Below are 20,380 nucleotides of genomic sequence, written 5' to 3'. Positions count from 1 at the left end.
AAAACATGACAATCCTATGTCCAGATTAGCTGTTAACTCATATGATACTAATGTTATAACACTGGGCGTAGAGTGCAAATGCGATTTGCCTGTGACTCTGTGATTAATTACCGATATTGATCAAATATTTTCCAGTAATTGCCTATCTTGGTTATTTTCCCAGCAAGGCCAGCGAATATCCTCTTTATTGCCGTTGGTCTCTAATCTGATTAATCCACGCTCAATGCCTTTTTCAAGGTGCAAAAATAACGGATTTGCAAATAAGCTCAAAGGAACAAAGTCGAGGGCTCTGAGAGCGACATAATAGTCGTTATTGCCACTTAAACTACGGGCACAGGCAAGCGCCATCTGCACTGTTTCAAATTTTAATTTCGCGGCCATTTTAATTTCTGATTTCGCTAAAAGTGGCAAATGCGCAAAGCCAAGACGGAAATGATGTGTGATTTGCTGTTCATCGAGTTTCAGGCGTACTTGGCTGAGTATTTGTGTCGGCTCAATAGGTTGCGTGAACCGAACCGCAAATACCCCTTGGCGTACCACATAAACAGATGCTGCAAGTGCATCCGTTAGATGATTGGCAATTTGCGCTGTTACTGCATCACTAAAATATTGGCCATAGTCCAGATCCGCCGTAAGTTGGGTGGGAAAGGCCATAATCGCGAGTGCCGTTGTGGATTTCTGACTTTGATTATGGCTTAAGTGCGCTAATAATGCGGCATACCCTAAATTGTGAGTGAAGGGTTCCTGCAGCGTTAATTGAGTTAATGCCGCGTTTTTAGCCATTATTTTGCGACGATTTTGTAGCATGAAAATAATCACGAGCAGCAAGAGTCCGGCAATAAGGCTGCAAATGAGCAGTAGCGTGTGAGTGTTGTTGCTTTCTTTCACTGTCTCAACGAGTTTTCCCTGTAGCATGTTGAGCTCAAGTTTAAGCTGTTGCTCTGCAAGGGCAGAGGCCGACACTGGGGAGTCTTTATCAGTCTCGGCAGGCTTTTTACCTAGCTCAATGATACGGGCTTGGGCATCGATGGTTTTTGATAATTCACCTAATTTCTTCGCCGCCGAGGCGATAAGGGTGAGTGCGGATTTTTGTTCATCGACCAGTTTTAAATCGACCGCGAGTGCTAATGCGATATCGGCATGGGCCATCATCAGCGGCCAATCTTGGTTGGTTTGGGCGATTTCACCAATTAAGAGTTCGTTATAAACTTGATAGTGATGGCTTTGTTTTTCTTTGAATATTTGATTGGCCATCAGTAAATATTTTAAGGCGTTAACATTGTCTTTAATATTTGAGTAGGCTTGTCCTAAATTATGGAAATTAAGGCCCTGTGCGATGTAGTTACCGCGTTTTGCATCTAATTGCTGGGCATTTAGGTAGTAATCAATCGCTTTATGCCAATCCCCTTGTTCGCCATAGACCATAGCGATCACTGTCATACAACTTGAAAGATAAGTGTCATTGCCCATTTTTTTAAAGCCAGCCGCGGCTTCATGAGCGTTTTTAAGCGCTTCATCCCACTGCTTTAAGTCACGGTATACCTTAGAAAGTTGTAATTGCAGATTGGTCTTCATTGAAGGGTAATTAGAACGATTAGAGATCCGAATCGCTTCACTATAATGCTGTAATGATTTTGTAAGCTGCTGATTAAAATTGTAATAAAAGCCAAGCCTCGCTTCAGCCGCCGCGATTAAGTAATCGTTTCTGAGTTTATAGGCAATGTCGCGGTATGTGTGGAAGTGCATCAGTGCTGGCACTTCCTGGCGGATCAATAAATGTAAGCCACCTAGATGTTCATGAATATTGTGTTTAAGAATTAATGCTTCGATGTCATAGCTGTCGTTGATGCGGGTGAGCGCTTCATTATAAAGACCAATCGCTTCTTGATATTTCTGTTCCGTACGGCCAAGGTAACGGCCATTTAACATGGCGACCATTGCAAGTTCGTAGGGCGATTGCGCCGCAGTCGATAGGAGTTCAATCAAGCTTTTTGCGTTTTGAAAATCGACCTTGGTTTTAACGTTTGGCTCCATATTGAGGCGGGCCAGTAAATACAAAATCTGTTCAAATTCGAGTGGATTGTAGCCTTGCTCTTGGGCTGCGCGCTCAAATTGGTCACGGTTTTGAAAAGCGAGGGGAAAGGAAATTGTTTTGTTGAGCGCATCATACATTTGCTGCGGTGATTCTCTTAACTCAACCTCATCCGCTTCGAGATCTCGGCTTTGGACTGTAAAAGGCAGTGACAGCAACAGAGTAAATAAAATAACCGTGAGTTTTTGCATTTGAACTGTGATTCCTCATTCCTTTAGTCAAGGAACTTATTTTGTTAGCTTTTGTTAGCGCCTAATGAGGATGCTACATCGACTTGTTATACTTGGAAAAATCATAAGAAGCATAATAACAGAAGGAAGCAAGAGTGAAACCCAACAGACTATCAATCTTGATATTGAGCGCATTATTTTCGGGTCAAGTATTGGCCGATGTGAAATACCAAATCGACCTTATTAAGCCCGAACACCATATTGCCCAAGTGAGTGTCACTTTTCCTGAAGTGAAGACGAACGATTTTACGGTGAATCTCCCTGTGTGGCGGACGGGCAAATATCAAGTATTGCCTTTGGCCGATGGTGTGCGCTTATTTAGTGCTAAAGATAGTCAAGGTCATGAACTGCAATGGAAGCGCACCGCGAGCGGTGAATGGCAAGTGGCGCTCACGCAGCCAACCCGTGTTACCGTCAGTTATCAATTGTACGCTAATGAATTAGGCCAAAGGGTGCGCCATATTGACGCGAGCCATGCCTATTTGGATGCTAGCGGTGTGTTCATGTACAGTCCGCAATTTCGCTCTGAACCAATATCCGTAGAATTAAAAGTGCCTAAAAATTGGCAAAGTTACTCTGGGATGTCATCGGGTAAGGCCGCTCATTCCTTTATTGCCCCTAATTATGATGTGTTGATCGACTCCCCGATTGAAACTGGTGTGAGTACCCATAAACAATTTAGTGCTAATGGTAAAAACTATGAATTGGTGTTTTGGGGTGAAGGTAACTATGACACGGATAAAATAGTAAAAGATCTTAAAGCCTTAAGCGGTCAAGCCAAGGTGATTTGGGATGATTATCCTTTTGATCGTTATGTTTATATGGTGCATGCAACGAGTGGTGCCAGTGGTGCGACTGAACATTTAAACTCTACTGTCATTCAGCTGCCGCGCTTTAGTTTCCGTGAACGCAAGGACTACCTGCGCTTTATTAGCACGGCATCCCATGAGTTTATCCATACCTGGAACGTGAAGGCTTATCGCCCAGAGGGATTAGTTCCCTACGATTATCAACATGAAAATATGACGGAATTACTGTGGATGGCCGAAGGATCTACCAGTTATTTTCAAGATCAGTTGCTGTTGCGGGCAGGAGTCATAACAGTTAAAGAGTTCCTCGAAGATTTAGCCAAGCGCGTCGAGAAAAACCAACTCAATCCAGGTCGTGAAACTCAATCTGTGGCAGAGGCGAGTGCGGGGGAGTGGAGCAGTATCGGTGGCGATTATGCCATTAACCACAGTGTAAATATTTACTCAGAGGGCTACTTAACCTCTTTAGCCTTAGATTTTTCATTGCTGCAAGACTCCGAGCTTAAGTATTCATATCGCGATGTGCACCGTCGTTTATATCAAGAACATCGCGTACCAAAAGGCTATGGTGTTAGTGATGTTCAGTACATTCTTAAAGACTTATCCGGCAAAGATTATGCACCTTGGTGGCAAGCCAATGTGAATAGTCCCATGAGTTTAGATTTCCCAGAATTATTATCACAGGCAGGGTTAAATCTGTCCTATGGTAAAGATTCAAAAGCTGAGGCATTTGCGGGAATGACCTTGAGCAGTACCCATGGCTCTTTAGTGTTAGACCAAGTGTTGCGTAATGGTCCTGCTTGGCAAGCGGGCATAGTTACGGGGGATGAAGTATTGGCGATTAATGGTCTCAAGGTGACTGCTGCGGGTTTCTATAAGCGCATCAAAGACTTTAAGGTTGGCGATAGTGTAGAGGTGGTATTATTTAGCAACGATAAAATCAAGCAAGTACAGCTCATCCTTGGCGAGCAGCAAAGCGGTAAGCTAGTGCTCAAGGGGGATGCAAAAGCGACTAAACAGCAAAAAGCTTTCTTCAAGACTTGGTTAGGCATTGATTGGCCGTTTGACAATAAAGGCGAGTTAGCGACTAAAGCTTAATGTGGTTATGACTTCATCTTTAGCATCTAAATGCCTTTGTTTTAAAGCCACCTAAAGTAAAATCGTCATAAAAAAGGCGCAACCATTATTTTGATGGGGGCGCCTTTTCTTATCTTGTACGGCTCAGTCTAACAAGCGAGTTGCAGATCTCGTCTGCTTAACGAGTTTTGCTTAAACTTGTGCGTCTTCGAGTCCACCAAGGGCGGCCACGAGTGCATGCATCAAGGCGACTAACTCGCTGCCCATTAGGGCAAAGTCTGCATCTAAACGAGCCATAGGATCGTCAGTGCCGACTTCATCGTTCCCTGCTCTAAATTCTTCAGAGAATTTAAGGCGCTTCACGCTGGCATCTGATTGCAATAATAGTGCAATCGATTGGCCGAAATGCAGTGCTAACTTGTGTACTTGCTTACCTGTTGCTAAGTGAGCTAACACTTCGTCTTCTTTCAAATCCTGCTGTTTAAAGCGCACAATTCCGCCTTCATCAGCTTCAGATTTAAGCTCGGCTTCGTCTTGCATTTCAAAGGGTAATGGTGCGCTGCCAAGTTTTAACCATTCAGTTAAATTGGATTCGACTGGCGCTTTAAAGCTCAGTGGGATCACAGGTAAACTGCCGAGAGCTTTACGTAATAACGCTAATAATTCTTCGGCCTTAGTGGCACTTGAACTATCAACGAGGATCATTTCTAGCTCAGGCAAAATCAAGGCGTGGGTTTGGCTTCGGCGCGAGAAAGCGCGTGGCAGCAGGCTAGTGATGATTTCATCTTTTAGCGCATCTTTTTCTTTTTTCGCCAGTTTACGATTTTCTTCATCTTCAATGAGAGCCACTTTTTCTTCTAAGGCTTCTTTGATGACTTGGCCTGGCAGAATTTTCTCTTCTTTAGTCACGCAGATCAGATGACGATTGTCAGCGCTATGGACCAAAGAACTGCCTTTTTTGCCTAACGCATTTGAGAAACCAAATTTACTGACATCTTGGCTTGAGCAGGGGGAGAAAGTGAAATCGGCCAACGCAGTTTCTAGCGCTTCGGTTTCGACGGCAAAAGGTTTATTGAAACGATAAAGAGTAAGATTTTTAAACCACATAAGAGGCGCTCATTGAAAATTAAAGTGGCAGTTTACGGCATAGTTTGGACGGGGTAAACCTGTGTTCAATAGCTGATTTTTAACTGAGGATCAGAATTCATTAAACTGTAACATAATAATTAGCTTAGCTGCAGCCTGCATTTTTACTGGGTTTTATGCCTGGCTTCTCGTCAGCTTTTTTGCACACCAACGTTAATGGTCACAATTGAAATAAAATTGAAACACATTCATTGCAAACTTTCGGTCGTTCCAAACCAATAACCAAGACGAACATAACGTCGAAAGGATTAAATGATGAACGTTTTTTGTAAAACTCTACTTGCTTCTGCGCTAGCTTCTGCAACTCTGGCTTCAGCTAATGCCGCTGAGCCACTGACTGTTTATGGTAAGTTGAATGTCACTGCTCAATCAAATGATGAGAAAGGTGATGCTACAACAACTATTCAAAGTAATGCTTCTCGTTTTGGTGTGAAGGGTGATTTTGCGCTGTCTAGCTCGCTGGAAGCTTTCTACACAGTGGAATATCAAGTTGATACAGGTGCAGCATCAAGCGATAACTTTACTGCACGTAACCAATTTGTTGGTTTGAAAGGCGCATTTGGTTCGTTCTCTGTGGGTCGTAATGATACCTTGTTGAAAATTTCTCAAGGTGATGTTGATCAGTTTAACGACCTTTCAGGTGACTTAGGTAAGCTGTTCAAGGGTGAAGTTCGCGCTGCTCAAACGGCGACTTACCTTACGCCTTCCTTTGGTGATTTTGTATTTGGTGTTACCTATGTTGCCGAAGGAAATGATGTAAAAGGTCAATTTGCTCAAGATGGTTTTAGCTTAGCGGCCATGTATGGTGATGCGAAACTGAAGAAAACGCCAGTTTATGCATCTCTTGCTTATGACTCAGATGTGTCTGGATATGAGATTGTTCGTGCCAGCTTACAAGCTAAGTTAGCTGGTATTAAACTGGGTGGTATGTACCAGCAACAAGAGCAAACCTATAAATTTGATTCTGCAACGTCGATGCCAGTCGAAGTCACTGCAGAAAGTGCTAACGGCTATCTATTAAGCGCTGCCTATGATATCGATGCTGTTACTTTAAAAGCTCAGTTCCAAGATATGGAAGAACTTGGTGATTCATGGTCGGTAGGTGCAGACTACAGCTTAGGTAAGCCAACTAAACTATTCGCTTTCTACACGAACCGTTCGTTAGAAGCGTCTACAGATGATGACAAATACATTGGTGTTGGCTTAGAACACAAATTCTAAATCCAGCATTAAAACTCAATTAAGGAGGCATATAGCCTCCTTTTTTATTGCTATAAACAAACAGTTATATAAACTTATTATGACAAATATTACTACTATATAGCTCAAGCGGCGTGCTTATTCATAAATCTGTAATAAAAATGACTAATAATAGCCGTGTTGACATTCACTGACAGAAAATCACTTATGACTGCAAGGATATTGATAGTAGAAGACGAGTTGGCCATCCGCGAGATGCTGACTTTTGTAATGGAACAGCATGGGTTTACAACCTCTGCGGCGGAAGATTTTGATTCGGCCATTGCGCTGCTAAAGGAGCCTTACCCCGATCTGATTTTATTGGATTGGATGTTTCCTGGCGGAAGTGGTATTCAATTGGCGAAACGCTTAAAGCAAGATGAGTTTACGCGCCAAATTCCGATCATTATGTTAACCGCCCGCGGTGAAGAGGAAGATAAAGTCAAAGGCCTCGAAGTTGGCGCCGATGATTACATCACTAAACCTTTTTCCCCTAAAGAGCTGGTCGCACGTATTAAGGCCGTATTGCGTCGCAGTGCACCGACTCGTTTAGAAGAAACCATTGATGTACAGGGCTTAATGCTCGATCCTGTGAGTCACAGGGTGAGTGTGGGTGAAACTGTATTAGATATGGGCCCAACCGAATTTCGTTTATTACACTTTTTCATGACCCATCCTGAGCGTGTTTACAGCCGTGAACAGCTGCTCGATAATGTGTGGGGCACCAATGTGTATGTTGAAGACAGAACCGTTGACGTGCATATCAGACGCCTTCGTAAAGCCGTTGAAGAGTCTGGTCATGATCGCTTGATCCAAACGGTTCGTGGTGCTGGTTATCGTTTCTCTACACGCATTTAGTGCTGAATAACTGTTAGGCACAAGTTAGCTTTTACGCTATCTTGTGCTCCTCTTATTTAGCCTGATGTTTGGGTTTATTTATGTCTGACTCTTATTCAGGGTATCGGTTGTTTACGCGCTTAGGTTTATATCTACTGCTTTGCGCGCTAATAGGTTTATTGGTAGGGAAACTTCTCTGGATACTCTTTATCGGCACACTAGGGTTAGTTTGCTGGCATTACCGACAATTATCACGGCTTAACTTTTGGTTATGGCGGGATAGGAAACTCACGCCGCCGCAGGGCAGTGGGAGCTGGGAAGGTGTATTTAACGGTATTTATCGCCTTCAAGGGAAGAATCGTCGACGAGTCGGTCAACTGGCCGCACTGCTGGCACGATTTCGTCAAGGTGCTGAGGCGTTACCCGATGCCGCTGTCGTGCTTGATTCAGAGCATAATATTTTATGGTGCAACAAGTTAGCGCAACTCATTCTCGGTTTTGTGTGGCCACAGGATAATGGTCAACGAATCGATAATTTAATCCGTCATCCTGATTTTTCTGCTTACATTAAATCTGCACAATACAAAGAGCCGCTGGAGTTACCTTCGCCAGTATCGGATAGGCGTTTGCTTGAAATCCGTATCATGGCTTACGGTGACAGGCAGCTACTGTTAATTGCGCGGGATATCACTCGTATACGTCAGCTTGAGGGAATGCGAAAAGAGTTTGTCGCGAATGTGTCGCATGAATTAAAAACGCCGCTCACTGTGCTACAGGGTTACCTCGAAATGATGCAAAGCATGGCTGAGCCTGATTCGATGAACGTCAAGCCGTTAGCATTGATGCAGCAGCAGACACGACGAATGCAATCTATGGTCGAACAGCTATTGATGTTATCGCGAATTGAAGATGCGGCGGATATTAACCTCGAAAACACTGTGAATATGACGCAGTTGATGGAGGTGCTCAAGGAGGAAGCTAAGGCGCTGGCACAAGATAAGTATGAATTGAGTTTCTATTGTGAGCCTGGACTTGATTCTCACGGCAATGAATTGCAGCTGAGAAGTGCCTGTTCTAACTTGATTTCTAATGCGATTCGTTACACAGAACCTGGCGGGAAAATTACAGTGCAGTGGTGCAGTGTGGCTACGGGTGCCATCTTTAGCGTAACGGATACGGGTGAAGGTATTGCGGCTCAGCATATTGGTCGATTAACGGAACGCTTTTATCGGGTAGACAGTGCGCGCTCAAGGCAAACTGGTGGTAGTGGTTTAGGTTTAGCGATAGTAAAACATGCGCTTAACCACCATCACAGTAAGCTTAAAATCAGCAGTGAAGTCGGTAAAGGCAGTACTTTTAGCTTTATTATCCCTTTGCATCTTATCGAACGTAAGAAATAGTATGTGTGAGTGAAATATTTACAATAAATATTAAAAACAGGCCATTAGGGCCTGTTTTTGTTTCTAGGTTTATTGAGTCTTTATTATACCAATAGTATTAAATATCTGTTCATTCAGCGGGGATTCAACGCGCTTTAGACAAGGCGAAGGCTTGAAGGCAGAGTGGTGCTCTGTCGAAAGCCTTTAACGCAGTATAAAGCGCGTTGCCATGTAGTAAACATCAGCCGCCCTTCGGGAGCCACACAGGCATCCCACTCTGGTGTTGCATTGACTTAAAATGGCATGACCATTTCTGCGTCAATGCGCCTTGGATTGAAATGCCTGTGAGGCTCTGAACTGATTAGATATTTAATGTGATTGGTATTAATGACAGAAAAAAGCGATAAATAGTGCATTGTCATTTAAGTGTCATATCACGGACATAGAATTGTCATTGTAGCGATTGATACTGGCTGCGTCTGAAGAAACTTAAGTTACAAATTAGTTAGCTTACTACTGGAGCACATAATGAAACTGAAAAAGCTTGTCGGCGCGATTACTCTAACAGCCGCTGGTGTATTCTCTGCCACTGCGATGGCATCGATTGATCCATCTCTGCCTACTTATGAAAAAGCGAGCGGTGTATCTGGCAACTTATCATCTGTAGGGTCAGATACCTTAGCCAACATGATGACACTTTGGGCAGAAGAATTTAAACAAATGTACCCTAACGTCAACATTCAGATCCAAGCGGCGGGTTCTTCTACTGCGCCACCAGCGTTGACTGAAGGTACTTCACAGTTCGGTCCTATGAGCCGTAAGATGAAGCCTAATGAAGTTGAAGCGTTCGAAAAGCATTTTGGTTATAAGCCAACTGCGATTCGTGTAGCTATCGATGCTTTAGCCGTATTCGTGCACAAAGATAACCCAATCAAAGGCTTAAGCGTTGAGCAAGTTGATGGCATTTTTTCTTCAACTCACAAATGTGGTAGCAGTGACATCCAACGTTGGGGCGATTTAGGCTTAGACGGTAACTGGTCTGCCAAAGACGTTCAACTTTACGGTCGCAACTCAGTATCGGGCACTTACGGTTACTTTAAAGAGCACGCGCTTTGTAAAGGTGACTTTAAAGCTAACGTAAACGAGCAACCTGGTTCAGCTTCTGTTGTGCAATCTGTTTCTCAATCTCTGAATGCGATTGGCTACTCAGGTATCGGTTACAAAACTGCAGGTGTTAAAGCTGTTGCCATCGCTAAGAAAGGCAATGAGTTTATCGAAGCTACAGCTGAAAACGCGGCTAATGGTACTTACCCACTATCACGTTACTTATACGTTTACGTGAACAAGCAACCAAACAAAGACTTAGCACCAATGGAAAAAGAATTCCTGCGTTATGTGTTGTCTAAGCAAGGTCAGCAAGTGGTAGAAAAAGACGGTTATGTACCTGTGCCTAATAGCGTAGTTGCTAAAGATTTAGAGCAAGTAGGTATTCGCTTGTAAGCCAAACGGCTTGTTAATCAAGGACCTCTCAGGAGGTCCTTTTTGTTTTTGTGGTTTTAAATGTGTGATGATGTCAGGTTTAGACCAAATTAAAGACATAAAAAAAGCAACCTAAGTAGGTTGCTGTAAATTCCAATTCGGAATCTTGGGACGGTCGCGCTAGAAACCATCTAAAGGAGAATGATGATGAACGAAGAAACTCATTACAAAGATTCGGTTCATAATATCTGACTCAGCATCATCAAATTAGTTCAGGGAAAGTGCGAAATATTTTAAATAATTTTGCATTTTGTTTTTATAAAAAGAGACTGACTCGATTTTTGCCAAGTTTGCACGTCTCAATTTTAGCTGCTTCTACTGTGACTACCGATAAATCCAGCAAGCTAGAGATAGCTTATTGCAAACTCGGTACCTACACCCAAAGATGAACTGTTACAAAAAACTTGTTCCTAAGGAGCTCTAGAGCTCAGTTACGATTTGCCTCTGAGTAAATTTGCAGTCGATAATACCTCCCAATGATTAGTGATAAGTTATCAAGCCCGTCACCACAGCAAGGTAACTCATAACTCACTATTTAGAACATACCGCTCAAAACTTGAATATCGAGGCGACAGTGTTGCAACCAACTAAGAGTACATTAGCTGATGTAGCCCCTTGGGATTTAACCCGAGATTACCATTCTTTTGCGAATACCGAACAAGTGCAAGTGACCCATGTCTCTTTGGATGTCATGGTGGATTTTGACGCGCAGCGTCTTTTCGCTAAAGCGACGCTGTCCTTGGATTTTCTTGAGTGTGATGTAACAGAGCTTTGGCTTGATAGTCGAGATCTAACCATACTCGCTGTGACTTGTTTTAATGCTACAGAGGGGGTGAATGCATTAACAGAAATGGATGAAGAACCGCTCGACTTTGTGTTTAATGAAGCTGACCCCATACTCGGGCAAAAATTGTGTATCACTTTACCTGCATTTCTTTGCAAGCTGGTTTGTATTCACTATCAAACCTCGCCGTCCGCCCAAGGATTACAGTGGCTAGCGCCTGAGCAAACCGCGGGTAAACAGTTACCTTACCTCTTTAGTCAATCGCAACCGATCAATGCCCGCAGTTGGATCCCATTACAAGATACGCCTAAGGCGCGGATCACTTTTGATGCTAAGGTGCAAGTGCCCAAAGGCATGCGCGCCGTTATGAGCGCGATGAATCATCCCGATACGCCACTTAATGGTGTGTTTCACTTTGAGATGGAACAGCCTATTCCGACCCATTTAATGGCCTTGGCTGTGGGTGATATTGCCTTTCAAGCGATAGGTCCAAGATGCGGCGTGTATACCGAGCCGAGCATGCTAGCGGCCGCCGCAAAAGAGTTTGAAGATACTGAACACATGCTCGATGTTGCCGAGTCATTGTTAGGTCCTTACGTATGGGGCCGCTATGACATGATTATCTTGCCGCCGAGTTTCCCATTCGGTGGAATGGAAAATCCGCGTTTAGCCTTTTTAACGCCCACACTCATTGCTGGTGATAAAAGCTTAGTGTCAACCGTTGCCCATGAGTTAGCGCATTCTTGGACGGGCAATTTGGTCAGTAATGCGACTTGGCGTGATCTCTGGTTAAACGAAGGTTTCACGACCTATTTTACTAACCGTATTGTCGAGGCTGTCTACGGCAAAGAACAGGCAGAATTAGAATGGGTAATAGAGTTTGGTCGCTTAAAAGAAGAAATAGCATCTTTGCCTAAGGATAAGCAAACTTTACCCGCTAATGTGCAGCAGGACGATCCTAATCTTGCCTTTAATCGTTTTACTTATGATAAGGCTTCGATGTTTGTCCATGATTTAGAGCGTAGGCTAGGGCGAGTAGAATTTGATAAATTTTTACTCACTTATGTGAATCATTTTGCGTTTAAAGCCATTACCACCGAAGTGTTTGTCGAGTACGCAAAACAAACTTTACTGCAATTACATGCAGATAAAATCACTGAAGCTGAACTATTAACGTGGATTTATGGTGAAGGCTTACCTGAGGGCTATTGCGGACCAACATCCATGAGTTTAGATAAAGTCGATGATGCGCTGGCGTGTTTTTTACAGGGAACAGCAGCGGGCCGATTAAGCGTTAAAGATTGGCGAGTGCACCATTGGCAATATTTTCTGACCCAATTACCTGAAGTCGTTAGTCAAGTTCAATTGATGGATCTGGATGAAACCTTCCAATTAACCCAATCGACTAATGCAGAAATTGCCTGTGATTGGTTTCGAGTCGCGATTCGTAATCATTATGATCCTGTGTTGCCGGCATTAAGTGCCTATTTAGTGCGTATTGGACGCGGTAAATTTGTGCGGCCACTCTATGCTGAGTTACAAATTGCGGGATATCACTCTGAATTAAAAGACATCTATACAAAGGCTCGTGCAGGCTATCATCCTTCGATTCAAGTTCAATTGGACAAATCACTCAGCTTATAGAAATTTAGGTAAAAAAAATGGCAACCTATTGGTTGCCACAAAGAAATCAGTGTGGGATACAAATAGAATTCAATGCGCTAGCGTGTTTTCTATTGTGTCCCAAAAGGGAGATGATGATGAACGACCAACCAATTCGACTCAATGCGATAAAACAGAAACTGTGTCATTTGAGGGTATGAAACTGCGACTTCACATATTTCATTCTCAAGGTGCATTTAATCTTATCTGTTAATCCTTACCTATACTCAGAGTCACCATTTTTAATTAAGTTCACTGATATCAGAAAAAAATCCCAAAAAGTTTAAAAAAGATTTTATGGGACATTTTTCTGGGGAATACTGAGTACTCACACTTAAGTGTTACATTTTTTCTACATTAAAATCATGGTGATAAAAAATTAAACGCGTGTCAGTTTATTAATCTATAAGCTAGCGTTAGCGCTTGTTGAAATTTGAGTAAAAAAAATGGCAACCTAAGGTTGCCACAAGGAAATCAGTGCGGGATACAAATAGAATTCAGTGCGCTAGCGTGTTTTCTATTGCGTCCCAAAAGGGAGATGATGATGAACGACCAACCAATTCGACTCAATGCGATAAAACAGAAACTGTGTCATTTGAGTGCATGAAACTGCGACTTCACATATTTCATTCTCAAGGTGCATTTAATCTTATCCGTTAATCCTTACCTATACTCAGAGTCGCCATTTTTAATTAAGTTCACCGATATCAGAAAAAAGACAAAAAAAGTTTTTGAGAGATATTGCGTGCTCAAACTTGGTTGTTACATTTGTTTTACATCTAAATTGAAGGGATAAAAAAAGGCAACCTAATGGTTGCCTAATGACCTATTCCTAGGTCAAGGGGACTGCGCTAGAAGCCCCTGGGAGATGATGAACATGAAAAAGACATTCACTGTTCAATACATTTGAGGGGCCTTGTACGGTTAAAGTTCCATAAAAAAATTAAAATAAATCTAAATTTTTATAAACTGCAAGATTTCAAATAGATAGTGATTAAATTATTTTAGCAAAGCAGCAATTTTACTTTCTAATGCTTCGGGTTTGGTCGTTGATGCAAATCTTTCGATTGCTTCGCCTTGGCGATTAACTAAAAATTTAGTGAAATTCCATTTGATACCTTGAGTGCCTAATACGCCGGGAGCGGCTTTCTTAAGGTATTGATAAAGTGGATGGGTATGTTCGCCATTCACTTCTATTTTAGAAAATAGCGGAAACGTCACGCCAAAATTCAATTCACAAAAGGCTTGAATGCCTTGTTCATCGGCTTTTTCTTGGGCGCCAAATTGATTGCAAGGAAAGCCCAAAATCACTAATCCTTTATCTTTGTATTCTTGATATAGCGTTTCTAATCCCTTGTATTGCGGTGTAAATCCACATTCACTGGCGGTGTTGACGATTAAGAGTACTTTGCCTCGATACTGCTCTAAACTTACCGCGTTGCCTTGAATGTCTGTTGCTGATTGGCTGTATATATTCGTAGTCATGTTCACCTCCGTAGGATCTTAGCCAAACAGCATAAACCTTAAAATAGTTTTCAGCAATATAATTGCGCGCAATTTATTTTGTGGGTTTGCTAATTTACTTAATTATCAATATAGTTACAGCAATTTTGTGGCTAAAGAAAAGGGCATCTGTGTGATAGAAAATGACGCAGAATACGAAACAAACATGCAAGCGGATGTGGGGCAAGTAGTTCAACAACTCACTGAAGTTGAAGGCGAAGAACAGGCTGAAGTGTTTAGTGAAATTCTGAATGACTCAGAACCTGGAACCATAGCCTTAGCGCTTGAGTCCTTGCCCTTGGATGAGCGTTATGAGCGTTGGCAGCAAGTTGAATTTGCTGACAGAGTGACTGTGCTGAGCCTAATGCGTGCCGATCCACGTATGGGGATCCTGAAGCGGATGCCTGACAATGAAGTGGATCTGTTATTTGCACAATTAAGCCCAGAAGATTTAATTGAGTGGAGTGATTATCTTCCTGAAAGTTTTACCGATCGTGCCTTGGCTCAGATGGGAGAGCGTCAGCGGCAACGATTCGAACTTTATGATCAGTACTCTGAGAATGAAATCGGCCGTTATACCGATCATCAAATGTTGGTGCTCAGTGATAAGGCGACAGTTGCTCAAGCGCAGCGCTTCTTTCGCCGTATAGAGCTCGATTGTAACGACAATTTGTTTATCGTTGATGATCTGGATAAGTATCAAGGTACTGTTCGTCGTTATGATATTTTTAAACATAATCCCGATGAGTTATTGATTTCACTTTTGTCTGAGGACTGCCGTGCGTTGTCCGCCGATACGAGTCTTTTGGAAGCGGCCGAAGCGATAGAGCACAGCCGCGAAATTGAATTGCCTGTGATTGATGAGTCCGGAGAGTTAATCGGCCGAGTGACGCTACGAACCGCAACGGCATTAGTGCGTGAGCATTATGAGGCGCAGTTGATGGCAACAGCGGGTATGGATGAATCCGACGACTTGTTCGCCCCGATTATGAAAGGTGCTCAGCGCCGTGCTGTATGGCTTGGGATCAATTTACTGACGGCTTTCCTTGCCTCAGCGACCATTGGTTTATTTGAAAATGTCCTATCGCAAGTGGTTGCATTAGCGGTGTTGATGCCGATTGTCGCTTCTATGGGCGGTATCGCGGGGAGCCAGTCTCTAACGCTAATGATCCGCGGCATGGCCATGGGACAGATTTCGGCGGGTAACTTGTTTTCGCTAATGAAGAACGAACTCGGCATTGGCATAGTTAACGGATTTTTGTGGGCGATAGTGATAGGTTTAGTCTCTGGCTGGTGGTTCGGTGAAGCGACGATAGGTATAGTGATTGGCTGTGCGATATTGATTAATATGGCCGTTGCTGCCATAGCTGGGGTGATAGTGCCTATGGTGTTACAGAAGTTTAATCAAGACGCGGCGTTATCGGGTTCAGTGATCTTAACGACTGTGACCGATGTGGTGGGTTTCTTTACTTTCTTAGGTATGGCGACGTTGTTATATCTGTAGCGTGGGCTCTTGGGTGAGTTTGGAAGATGAATGCACGGCAATTTGGTGTGCATTCACCGTATGTTGGGAACATTAACGGTTTAATCTGGATATGAATAACATTCAGTTTGTTATAGGTGAAAAGCCGGAAGAATTAGCACTGGCGGCACAATTAATTGATGGGCGTGATGATAATGCTCATCCGTTGGATCATCAGGTCTTTTTCCATTCACGTGCGGTGATCTTAGCGAAAACTATCGAGGGTGAGATTGTCGGTTGCGCCGCGATAAAAGCCGGTAAAGGCACTGTCGATAAAGGCACTGTCGGTGAATTGGGTTATCTGGTGGTGTCGCCCCATTATCGGCGTCAAGGCATAGCTCAAGGTTTAACGCAAAAACGTATCGAAGTGGCTAAGGCTTTAGGGATATTGATTTTATACGCCACAATTCGCGCCGAGAACACGTCGAGTCAAGCTAATTTATTGAAGGCAGGTTTTCAGTTTTGGCGTAATTATTTGAGTATCCGTGGCACAGGAAATACTGTGGGTTGGTATTACTTGGCTTTAAGCGTTAATGTCGATGCTGAAGCGATAATGCAGTCTTTAGTTGGCGATCGTACCCCAGCGTTCTAATTGTGTTGTAAGTGAAAAGACTTAGATCTTAATGTGTTTTCATCTTGTTTTACATTTGTATATTCCTCGCAAATAATCCCTCTTTATACGCAAATAGGCTGATTTTCTTTATTTATTCGGTATGATCCGCGGCTATTACCCACAGTCATTATTGAGGTGTTTTTTTATGGCTAAGTTCAGAGTAGCAAGTGTCTTATTATTGAGTGCAGCAGCGCTGCAAGTGAATGCGTCAGAATTTAATCTTGGGTTGAACAACGATGTGGTTTCAACTGAGTTAGAACTGCAATTGAACAAAGATACTAACGCGGTTTTGGGTTATATCTATGCGGATGAAGGCGGCCATATCGCTCAAGGTGCAATGCACATGACCCATGATGCGGGTGTGCATCACTTTGAGGTCGGTGCTCAGTTAAGCCAGCTTTGGTCTGACTATTCACCCAATGGCAGTGCCGTTTCTGTTGGTGGTCGTTATGCACTATCAATGGGACCCAATATTTCACTGCACGCCGCGGCTTACTATGCACCGTCTGTATTGTCATTTGGCAATGTTGATGGTCATTATGAATTAGACTCAAAAGTGCAATACCGTATAACGCCAAACATGGCACTTTATGTTGGTTATCGCAAGATTGCCTTCGAATACGATGATGCCCGCAATTTTACTTTCGAAGATGGTATGTATATTGGCGGTAAATTCCGTTTCTAAGCACAAGGCTTATTGATTTAGCTATATTGCGATCGTGATGTCGAATTAAAGAGCCGGCGAGGTTAACTTCGCCGGCTTTTCCATTTCGCCTTTAGCTCACTGTAGCTTGGTAATATGGATGAGAAAATGACCAATCCAATCCCGATTAAAATCACTAGGCTGAGTTCTTCATCGAGTATCCACCAGCCTAACAAGGCTGCAAAAATCAATCCTGTATATTCTACTGGTGCCATTTGGCTCGCATCGGCACGTCGATAGGCATGGATGATGAGATAGGTCATGGCAATGTAAAATAGTCCCAAAGTCAGCCCCACTTGCGCCACTGGTAAACTAAATTCGGCGCCTTCGTATAAGGTCGCAGGTATCAGAAATATCATCGCAAAGGCATTAGACCAAAAGAGCATGGAAAAAGGATGTTCATGGGTCGAATAGGCCTTTAAAATCAAACTATTCAACGCTGATGTCATGGCACCGAAAAAGGCTAAACCTATGTACAGGTTAAATTCTGTTGGTTGGCTGATAAGCAAAATGCCGCTAAAGCCGATAAGACCTGCGACCGTGCGTCGATAACCAATACGTTCATTTAAAAAAATGGCCGATAGTACTAGCAGTAACAAGGGTGAGGTATAAATCACTGCTGTTACTGTTGCGAGCGGAAGATGCAGAATAGCAAGCATAAAAATGGCGTTGCCCAGTCCAATCAATAGTGCGCGGGCGAGATGCACTTTGTAAAAAGGACTCAGTTTAAGATTACCCTGTAAGTGCCACACAAAAGGCAGTACAAGCAGGGTGGCAAATAATTGCCTGTAGAGTACCAGTTGAAAAACAGGCGCATTGGTTTCAAGCAACTTAACCAATAGGTTACCGCTGGCAATCAGTAGTTGTGCGGCTAAAATCATCAATAGAGGCTGCATAGGATCCCAGCAAAAATAAGTCAGTATTAAGGTGTATCTTGAATTTCATGCCGCAGCTTGGACTTTGAGACTAAAATAGCATCATAAGGCATGGTATATCCGACTAATTTAGCCTAACTGATTGTAAAAAACTAAATGTAGCCATAAAGTTAACCTACAAATCCAACTATCGACTAAGATTGACAGCATTAGCATTTTCTTCATAGCTGTAAAAATGATCTATGGCCCTTTAACTAAATAAGCCGATGAACAAACTTAAACAAACTCTATTTGGGTGTTTTTTACTTTTCTTGTGGACATTAAGTCCCTCTGTATTAAGCGCTGAAATTGCGTTGGACTCCCCGTATTTGTTCCATGCTAAAGCGGATCAACAGCCTCCTGAGCGGTTTGAAACCGTGCCCCATTGGATGGAGCAACTCGACGAAGCTAGTTCGGTCAGCTTAACCGGTGGCGATTATTGGATGATTACACCTGTGATGGTCAATCAACGTCAATCAAACTGGGTAGTGGATGCAAGTAATTCGATTATTGAATCCGTAGATTATTGGATACTCGGCAGTGATGGCAGCGTACAACATGCCCACAGTGGCTACAGTGCTCCATACCAGTTTTTATTCGATTATGGCCGTAAGGTCACCTTGAATATGGGCACGGATTATTGGCTGGTAGTGAAGCTGAGCAGCCGTTATTACTCATCTCCCCCTGAGATAGCATTGCAAAGTGTGGCGGATCATCAACTTATGTCTGATCGTCTCGCAATGGCAGTGCTGTTGTGTTTGGGCGGCTTATTGTTTATCGCCTTATATAATATTTTGATTTATATCTCTATTCTTGATAAAGCCTTTCTCTACTATGGCCTTTACGTATTTGCCTACTTTGGTGGCTGGGCACTGACTTTCCATTTGCCCGCACACTTATTTAATTTCCATTACCTCGAGTTGCATCATCTGTTTTTTATCAGTTTGCCCATTTTTAATATCATGTTTTACAAGCACTTCCTGCAGTTGCCTAGTTACTCACCGCGGCTGTGGCGTCTTAGTCAGTATTTAATGTTTGCCTGTATTGTGGCTCTGCCGACCAGTATTTGGCTGTTGTCCTATACGGCAATTATTGCCTCTGTACTGATCATGCTATGGATTGCTTTAGCAATTACCTGCGGTAATGTGTGTTTGATGAAAGGCTTTGCTCCTGCGCGTTATTTTATTCTTGCCTTTACTTGCTTGCTGTTGCCTGCGGTGATTATTTTACCCGGAAATATGGGGCTCACTCCCGATTTCATTGAACATGCAGAGCTTGCGACTCTGATGGGCGGTACGGCTGATGCGTTATTACTGTCCTTAGCGTTAGCGAATAAGCTGAAATTACTTGCTGAGGAACGTAAGGCGCATATTGAAGAGTTAGCGATTGCATGGGAAAAGGCACGTTTAGATGGATTAACGCGAGTCGGTAATCGTTATGCCTTTGACGAATATATGAACTCACAATTAGGATTTGCCGATAAAGTCGTGCAACCGATGGCGTTAGCACTATTGAATATCGATAGTCTGAAAAGTGTCAATGAAACACTCGGCCATCAAGAAGGCGATAGATTATTGCTGTTGATAGTGCAGTTATTGCAAGCAACAGACTTAGCGCACATGAAGGTTTATCGGATTAGTGGTGACGAGTTTGTGATTGTGACGCCTTCTGCTGGTATCCCGTTATTACAGAGTGCTTTGAGTGGCTTAGGTGAAGAATTAGCAAGCCATGGTTTTAAAGATTGCCAGTGTAGTTTTGGGATGTCGTTAAACACTGAGGTCGCAGATCCCCATGAGTGGTTGCGTTCTGCTGACACTCACTTATATCAATCGCGTATGGATAAGCGTCGTCAAGAGTATGCAGATACTCGCGGTGTCGATGTGAGGCTACATTTAAGCTAGTTATTGAAAAAGTTAAAATAATCGTTTTATACCAATCACATTAAATAGCTAATCAGTTCAGAGCCTCACAGGCATCTCAATCCAAGGCGCATTGACGCAGAAATGGTTATTCCCTTTTAAGTCAATACAACACGGGAGTGGGATACCTGTGAGGCTCCCCAAGGGCTGCTGATGTTTACTACATGGCAACGCCCTTTATACTGCGTTTAAGGCTTTCGACAGAGCACCACTATGCCTTCAAGCCTTCGCCTTGTCTAAAGCGCGTTGAACTCCCGCTGAATGAACTGATATTTAATACGATTGGTATTATTAGAACATTAGAAAACATAAATGGCGCAGAATTTATCTGCGCCGTTTATGTATTTATCTTAGATTTATTAGCTTCATCTTGCTTGGACTGAGCAGTGTCCAAGTTTGCGACTTAGCTAGA

Annotated in this window: 15 protein-coding genes; 11 read left to right on the top strand and 4 right to left on the bottom strand. The window is 43.0% G+C overall.

Annotated elements, in window-relative coordinates:
• Positions 1–120 precede the first annotated feature (120 nt).
• The gene (locus KO533_RS08110; protein ID WP_219253606.1) at positions 121–2,283 is read right to left on the bottom strand and encodes a tetratricopeptide repeat protein; all 2,163 of its coding nucleotides are present in this window, start codon (positions 2,281–2,283) and stop codon (positions 121–123) included.
• A gap of 134 nt (positions 2,284–2,417) precedes the next feature.
• Between KO533_RS08110 and KO533_RS08105 the strand changes: the two genes are divergently transcribed.
• Positions 2,418–4,229, top strand: a complete 1,812-nt coding sequence (locus KO533_RS08105; protein WP_219253604.1) for a PDZ domain-containing protein — start codon at positions 2,418–2,420, stop codon at positions 4,227–4,229.
• Between the two features lie 171 nt (positions 4,230–4,400).
• Here KO533_RS08105 and rdgC read toward each other — a convergent pair whose 3' ends face one another.
• Positions 4,401–5,315 (bottom strand): recombination-associated protein RdgC, encoded by a 915-nt coding sequence (rdgC, locus tag KO533_RS08100; protein WP_113941038.1) that lies wholly within the window; start codon positions 5,313–5,315, stop codon positions 4,401–4,403.
• Between the two features lie 291 nt (positions 5,316–5,606).
• Between rdgC and KO533_RS08095 the strand changes: the two genes are divergently transcribed.
• The 5 genes from KO533_RS08095 to KO533_RS08075 all read left to right on the top strand — a co-directional run bounded on the left by KO533_RS08095 (position 5,607) and on the right by KO533_RS08075 (position 12,776).
• Entirely contained in the window at positions 5,607–6,575 is a 969-nt protein-coding gene (locus tag KO533_RS08095; RefSeq protein ID WP_168823290.1) for a porin, read from the top strand.
• A 186-nt stretch (positions 6,576–6,761) separates the two neighbouring features.
• On the top strand, positions 6,762–7,451 hold the full coding sequence (phoB, locus tag KO533_RS08090) for a phosphate regulon transcriptional regulator PhoB (protein ID WP_006085167.1): 690 nt from the start codon (positions 6,762–6,764) through the stop codon (positions 7,449–7,451).
• A gap of 80 nt (positions 7,452–7,531) precedes the next feature.
• Positions 7,532–8,830 carry a phosphate regulon sensor histidine kinase PhoR gene (gene phoR / locus KO533_RS08085; protein WP_105249762.1) on the top strand — a complete coding sequence of 433 codons (1,299 nt, stop codon included), beginning with the start codon at positions 7,532–7,534 and terminating at the stop codon, positions 8,828–8,830.
• A gap of 507 nt (positions 8,831–9,337) precedes the next feature.
• Positions 9,338–10,309 (top strand): phosphate ABC transporter substrate-binding protein PstS family protein, encoded by a 972-nt coding sequence (locus KO533_RS08080; protein ID WP_113941039.1) that lies wholly within the window; start codon positions 9,338–9,340, stop codon positions 10,307–10,309.
• A 613-nt stretch (positions 10,310–10,922) separates the two neighbouring features.
• Positions 10,923–12,776 carry a M1 family metallopeptidase gene (locus tag KO533_RS08075; RefSeq protein WP_219253602.1) on the top strand — a complete coding sequence of 618 codons (1,854 nt, stop codon included), beginning with the start codon at positions 10,923–10,925 and terminating at the stop codon, positions 12,774–12,776.
• Between the two features lie 1,017 nt (positions 12,777–13,793).
• Here KO533_RS08075 and KO533_RS08070 read toward each other — a convergent pair.
• Positions 13,794–14,279, bottom strand: coding sequence for a glutathione peroxidase (locus KO533_RS08070; protein WP_028760673.1), 486 nt, complete (start codon positions 14,277–14,279; stop codon positions 13,794–13,796).
• A 151-nt stretch (positions 14,280–14,430) separates the two neighbouring features.
• Here KO533_RS08070 and KO533_RS08065 point away from each other — a divergent pair, with 151 nt between their 5' ends.
• The 3 genes from KO533_RS08065 to KO533_RS08055 all read left to right on the top strand — a co-directional run bounded on the left by KO533_RS08065 (position 14,431) and on the right by KO533_RS08055 (position 17,117).
• A complete protein-coding gene (locus tag KO533_RS08065) occupies positions 14,431–15,801 on the top strand; it encodes a magnesium transporter (RefSeq protein WP_028760672.1) in 1,371 nt (456 codons plus the stop codon).
• A gap of 91 nt (positions 15,802–15,892) precedes the next feature.
• Positions 15,893–16,411, top strand: coding sequence for a GNAT family N-acetyltransferase (locus KO533_RS08060; protein WP_219253600.1), 519 nt, complete (start codon positions 15,893–15,895; stop codon positions 16,409–16,411).
• A gap of 166 nt (positions 16,412–16,577) precedes the next feature.
• On the top strand, positions 16,578–17,117 hold the full coding sequence (locus KO533_RS08055) for a YfaZ family outer membrane protein (RefSeq protein ID WP_219253598.1): 540 nt from the start codon (positions 16,578–16,580) through the stop codon (positions 17,115–17,117).
• A gap of 62 nt (positions 17,118–17,179) precedes the next feature.
• Here the strand turns inward: KO533_RS08055 and KO533_RS08050 are convergent, their stop codons facing one another.
• Positions 17,180–18,031 carry a DMT family transporter gene (locus KO533_RS08050; protein WP_105249758.1) on the bottom strand — a complete coding sequence of 284 codons (852 nt, stop codon included), beginning with the start codon at positions 18,029–18,031 and terminating at the stop codon, positions 17,180–17,182.
• A 245-nt stretch (positions 18,032–18,276) separates the two neighbouring features.
• Here KO533_RS08050 and KO533_RS08045 point away from each other — a divergent pair, with 245 nt between their 5' ends.
• Entirely contained in the window at positions 18,277–19,950 is a 1,674-nt protein-coding gene (locus KO533_RS08045) for a diguanylate cyclase (protein ID WP_173497072.1), read from the top strand.
• A 182-nt stretch (positions 19,951–20,132) separates the two neighbouring features.
• Positions 20,133–20,351 (top strand): hypothetical protein, encoded by a 219-nt coding sequence (locus tag KO533_RS22625; protein WP_251073381.1) that lies wholly within the window; start codon positions 20,133–20,135, stop codon positions 20,349–20,351.
• The last annotated feature ends 29 nt before the right edge of the window (positions 20,352–20,380 follow it).

The organism is Shewanella sp. NKUCC05_KAH, assembly GCF_019345585.1.
GTDB lineage: Bacteria > Pseudomonadota > Gammaproteobacteria > Enterobacterales > Shewanellaceae > Shewanella > Shewanella oncorhynchi.
This window is presented reverse-complemented; position numbering and strand designations above follow the sequence as displayed.

Bases quoted from the DNA above. Each gene is read 5' to 3' on its own strand.
- KO533_RS08110 (WP_219253606.1), bottom strand. From the start codon at position 2,283: ATGCAAAAACTCACGGTTATTTTATTTACTCTGTTGCTGTCACTGCCT.
- rdgC (WP_113941038.1), bottom strand. From the start codon at position 5,315: ATGTGGTTTAAAAATCTTACTCTTTATCGTTTCAATAAACCTTTTGCC.
- KO533_RS08095 (WP_168823290.1), top strand. From the start codon at position 5,607: ATGATGAACGTTTTTTGTAAAACTCTACTTGCTTCTGCGCTAGCTTCT.
- phoB (WP_006085167.1), top strand. From the start codon at position 6,762: ATGACTGCAAGGATATTGATAGTAGAAGACGAGTTGGCCATCCGCGAG.
- phoR (WP_105249762.1), top strand. From the start codon at position 7,532: ATGTCTGACTCTTATTCAGGGTATCGGTTGTTTACGCGCTTAGGTTTA.
- KO533_RS08080 (WP_113941039.1), top strand. From the start codon at position 9,338: ATGAAACTGAAAAAGCTTGTCGGCGCGATTACTCTAACAGCCGCTGGT.
- KO533_RS08070 (WP_028760673.1), bottom strand. From the start codon at position 14,279: ATGACTACGAATATATACAGCCAATCAGCAACAGACATTCAAGGCAAC.
- KO533_RS08060 (WP_219253600.1), top strand. From the start codon at position 15,893: ATGAATAACATTCAGTTTGTTATAGGTGAAAAGCCGGAAGAATTAGCA.
- KO533_RS08055 (WP_219253598.1), top strand. From the start codon at position 16,578: ATGGCTAAGTTCAGAGTAGCAAGTGTCTTATTATTGAGTGCAGCAGCG.
- KO533_RS08050 (WP_105249758.1), bottom strand. From the start codon at position 18,031: ATGCAGCCTCTATTGATGATTTTAGCCGCACAACTACTGATTGCCAGC.
- KO533_RS08045 (WP_173497072.1), top strand. From the start codon at position 18,277: ATGAACAAACTTAAACAAACTCTATTTGGGTGTTTTTTACTTTTCTTG.
- KO533_RS22625 (WP_251073381.1), top strand. From the start codon at position 20,133: ATGGCAACGCCCTTTATACTGCGTTTAAGGCTTTCGACAGAGCACCAC.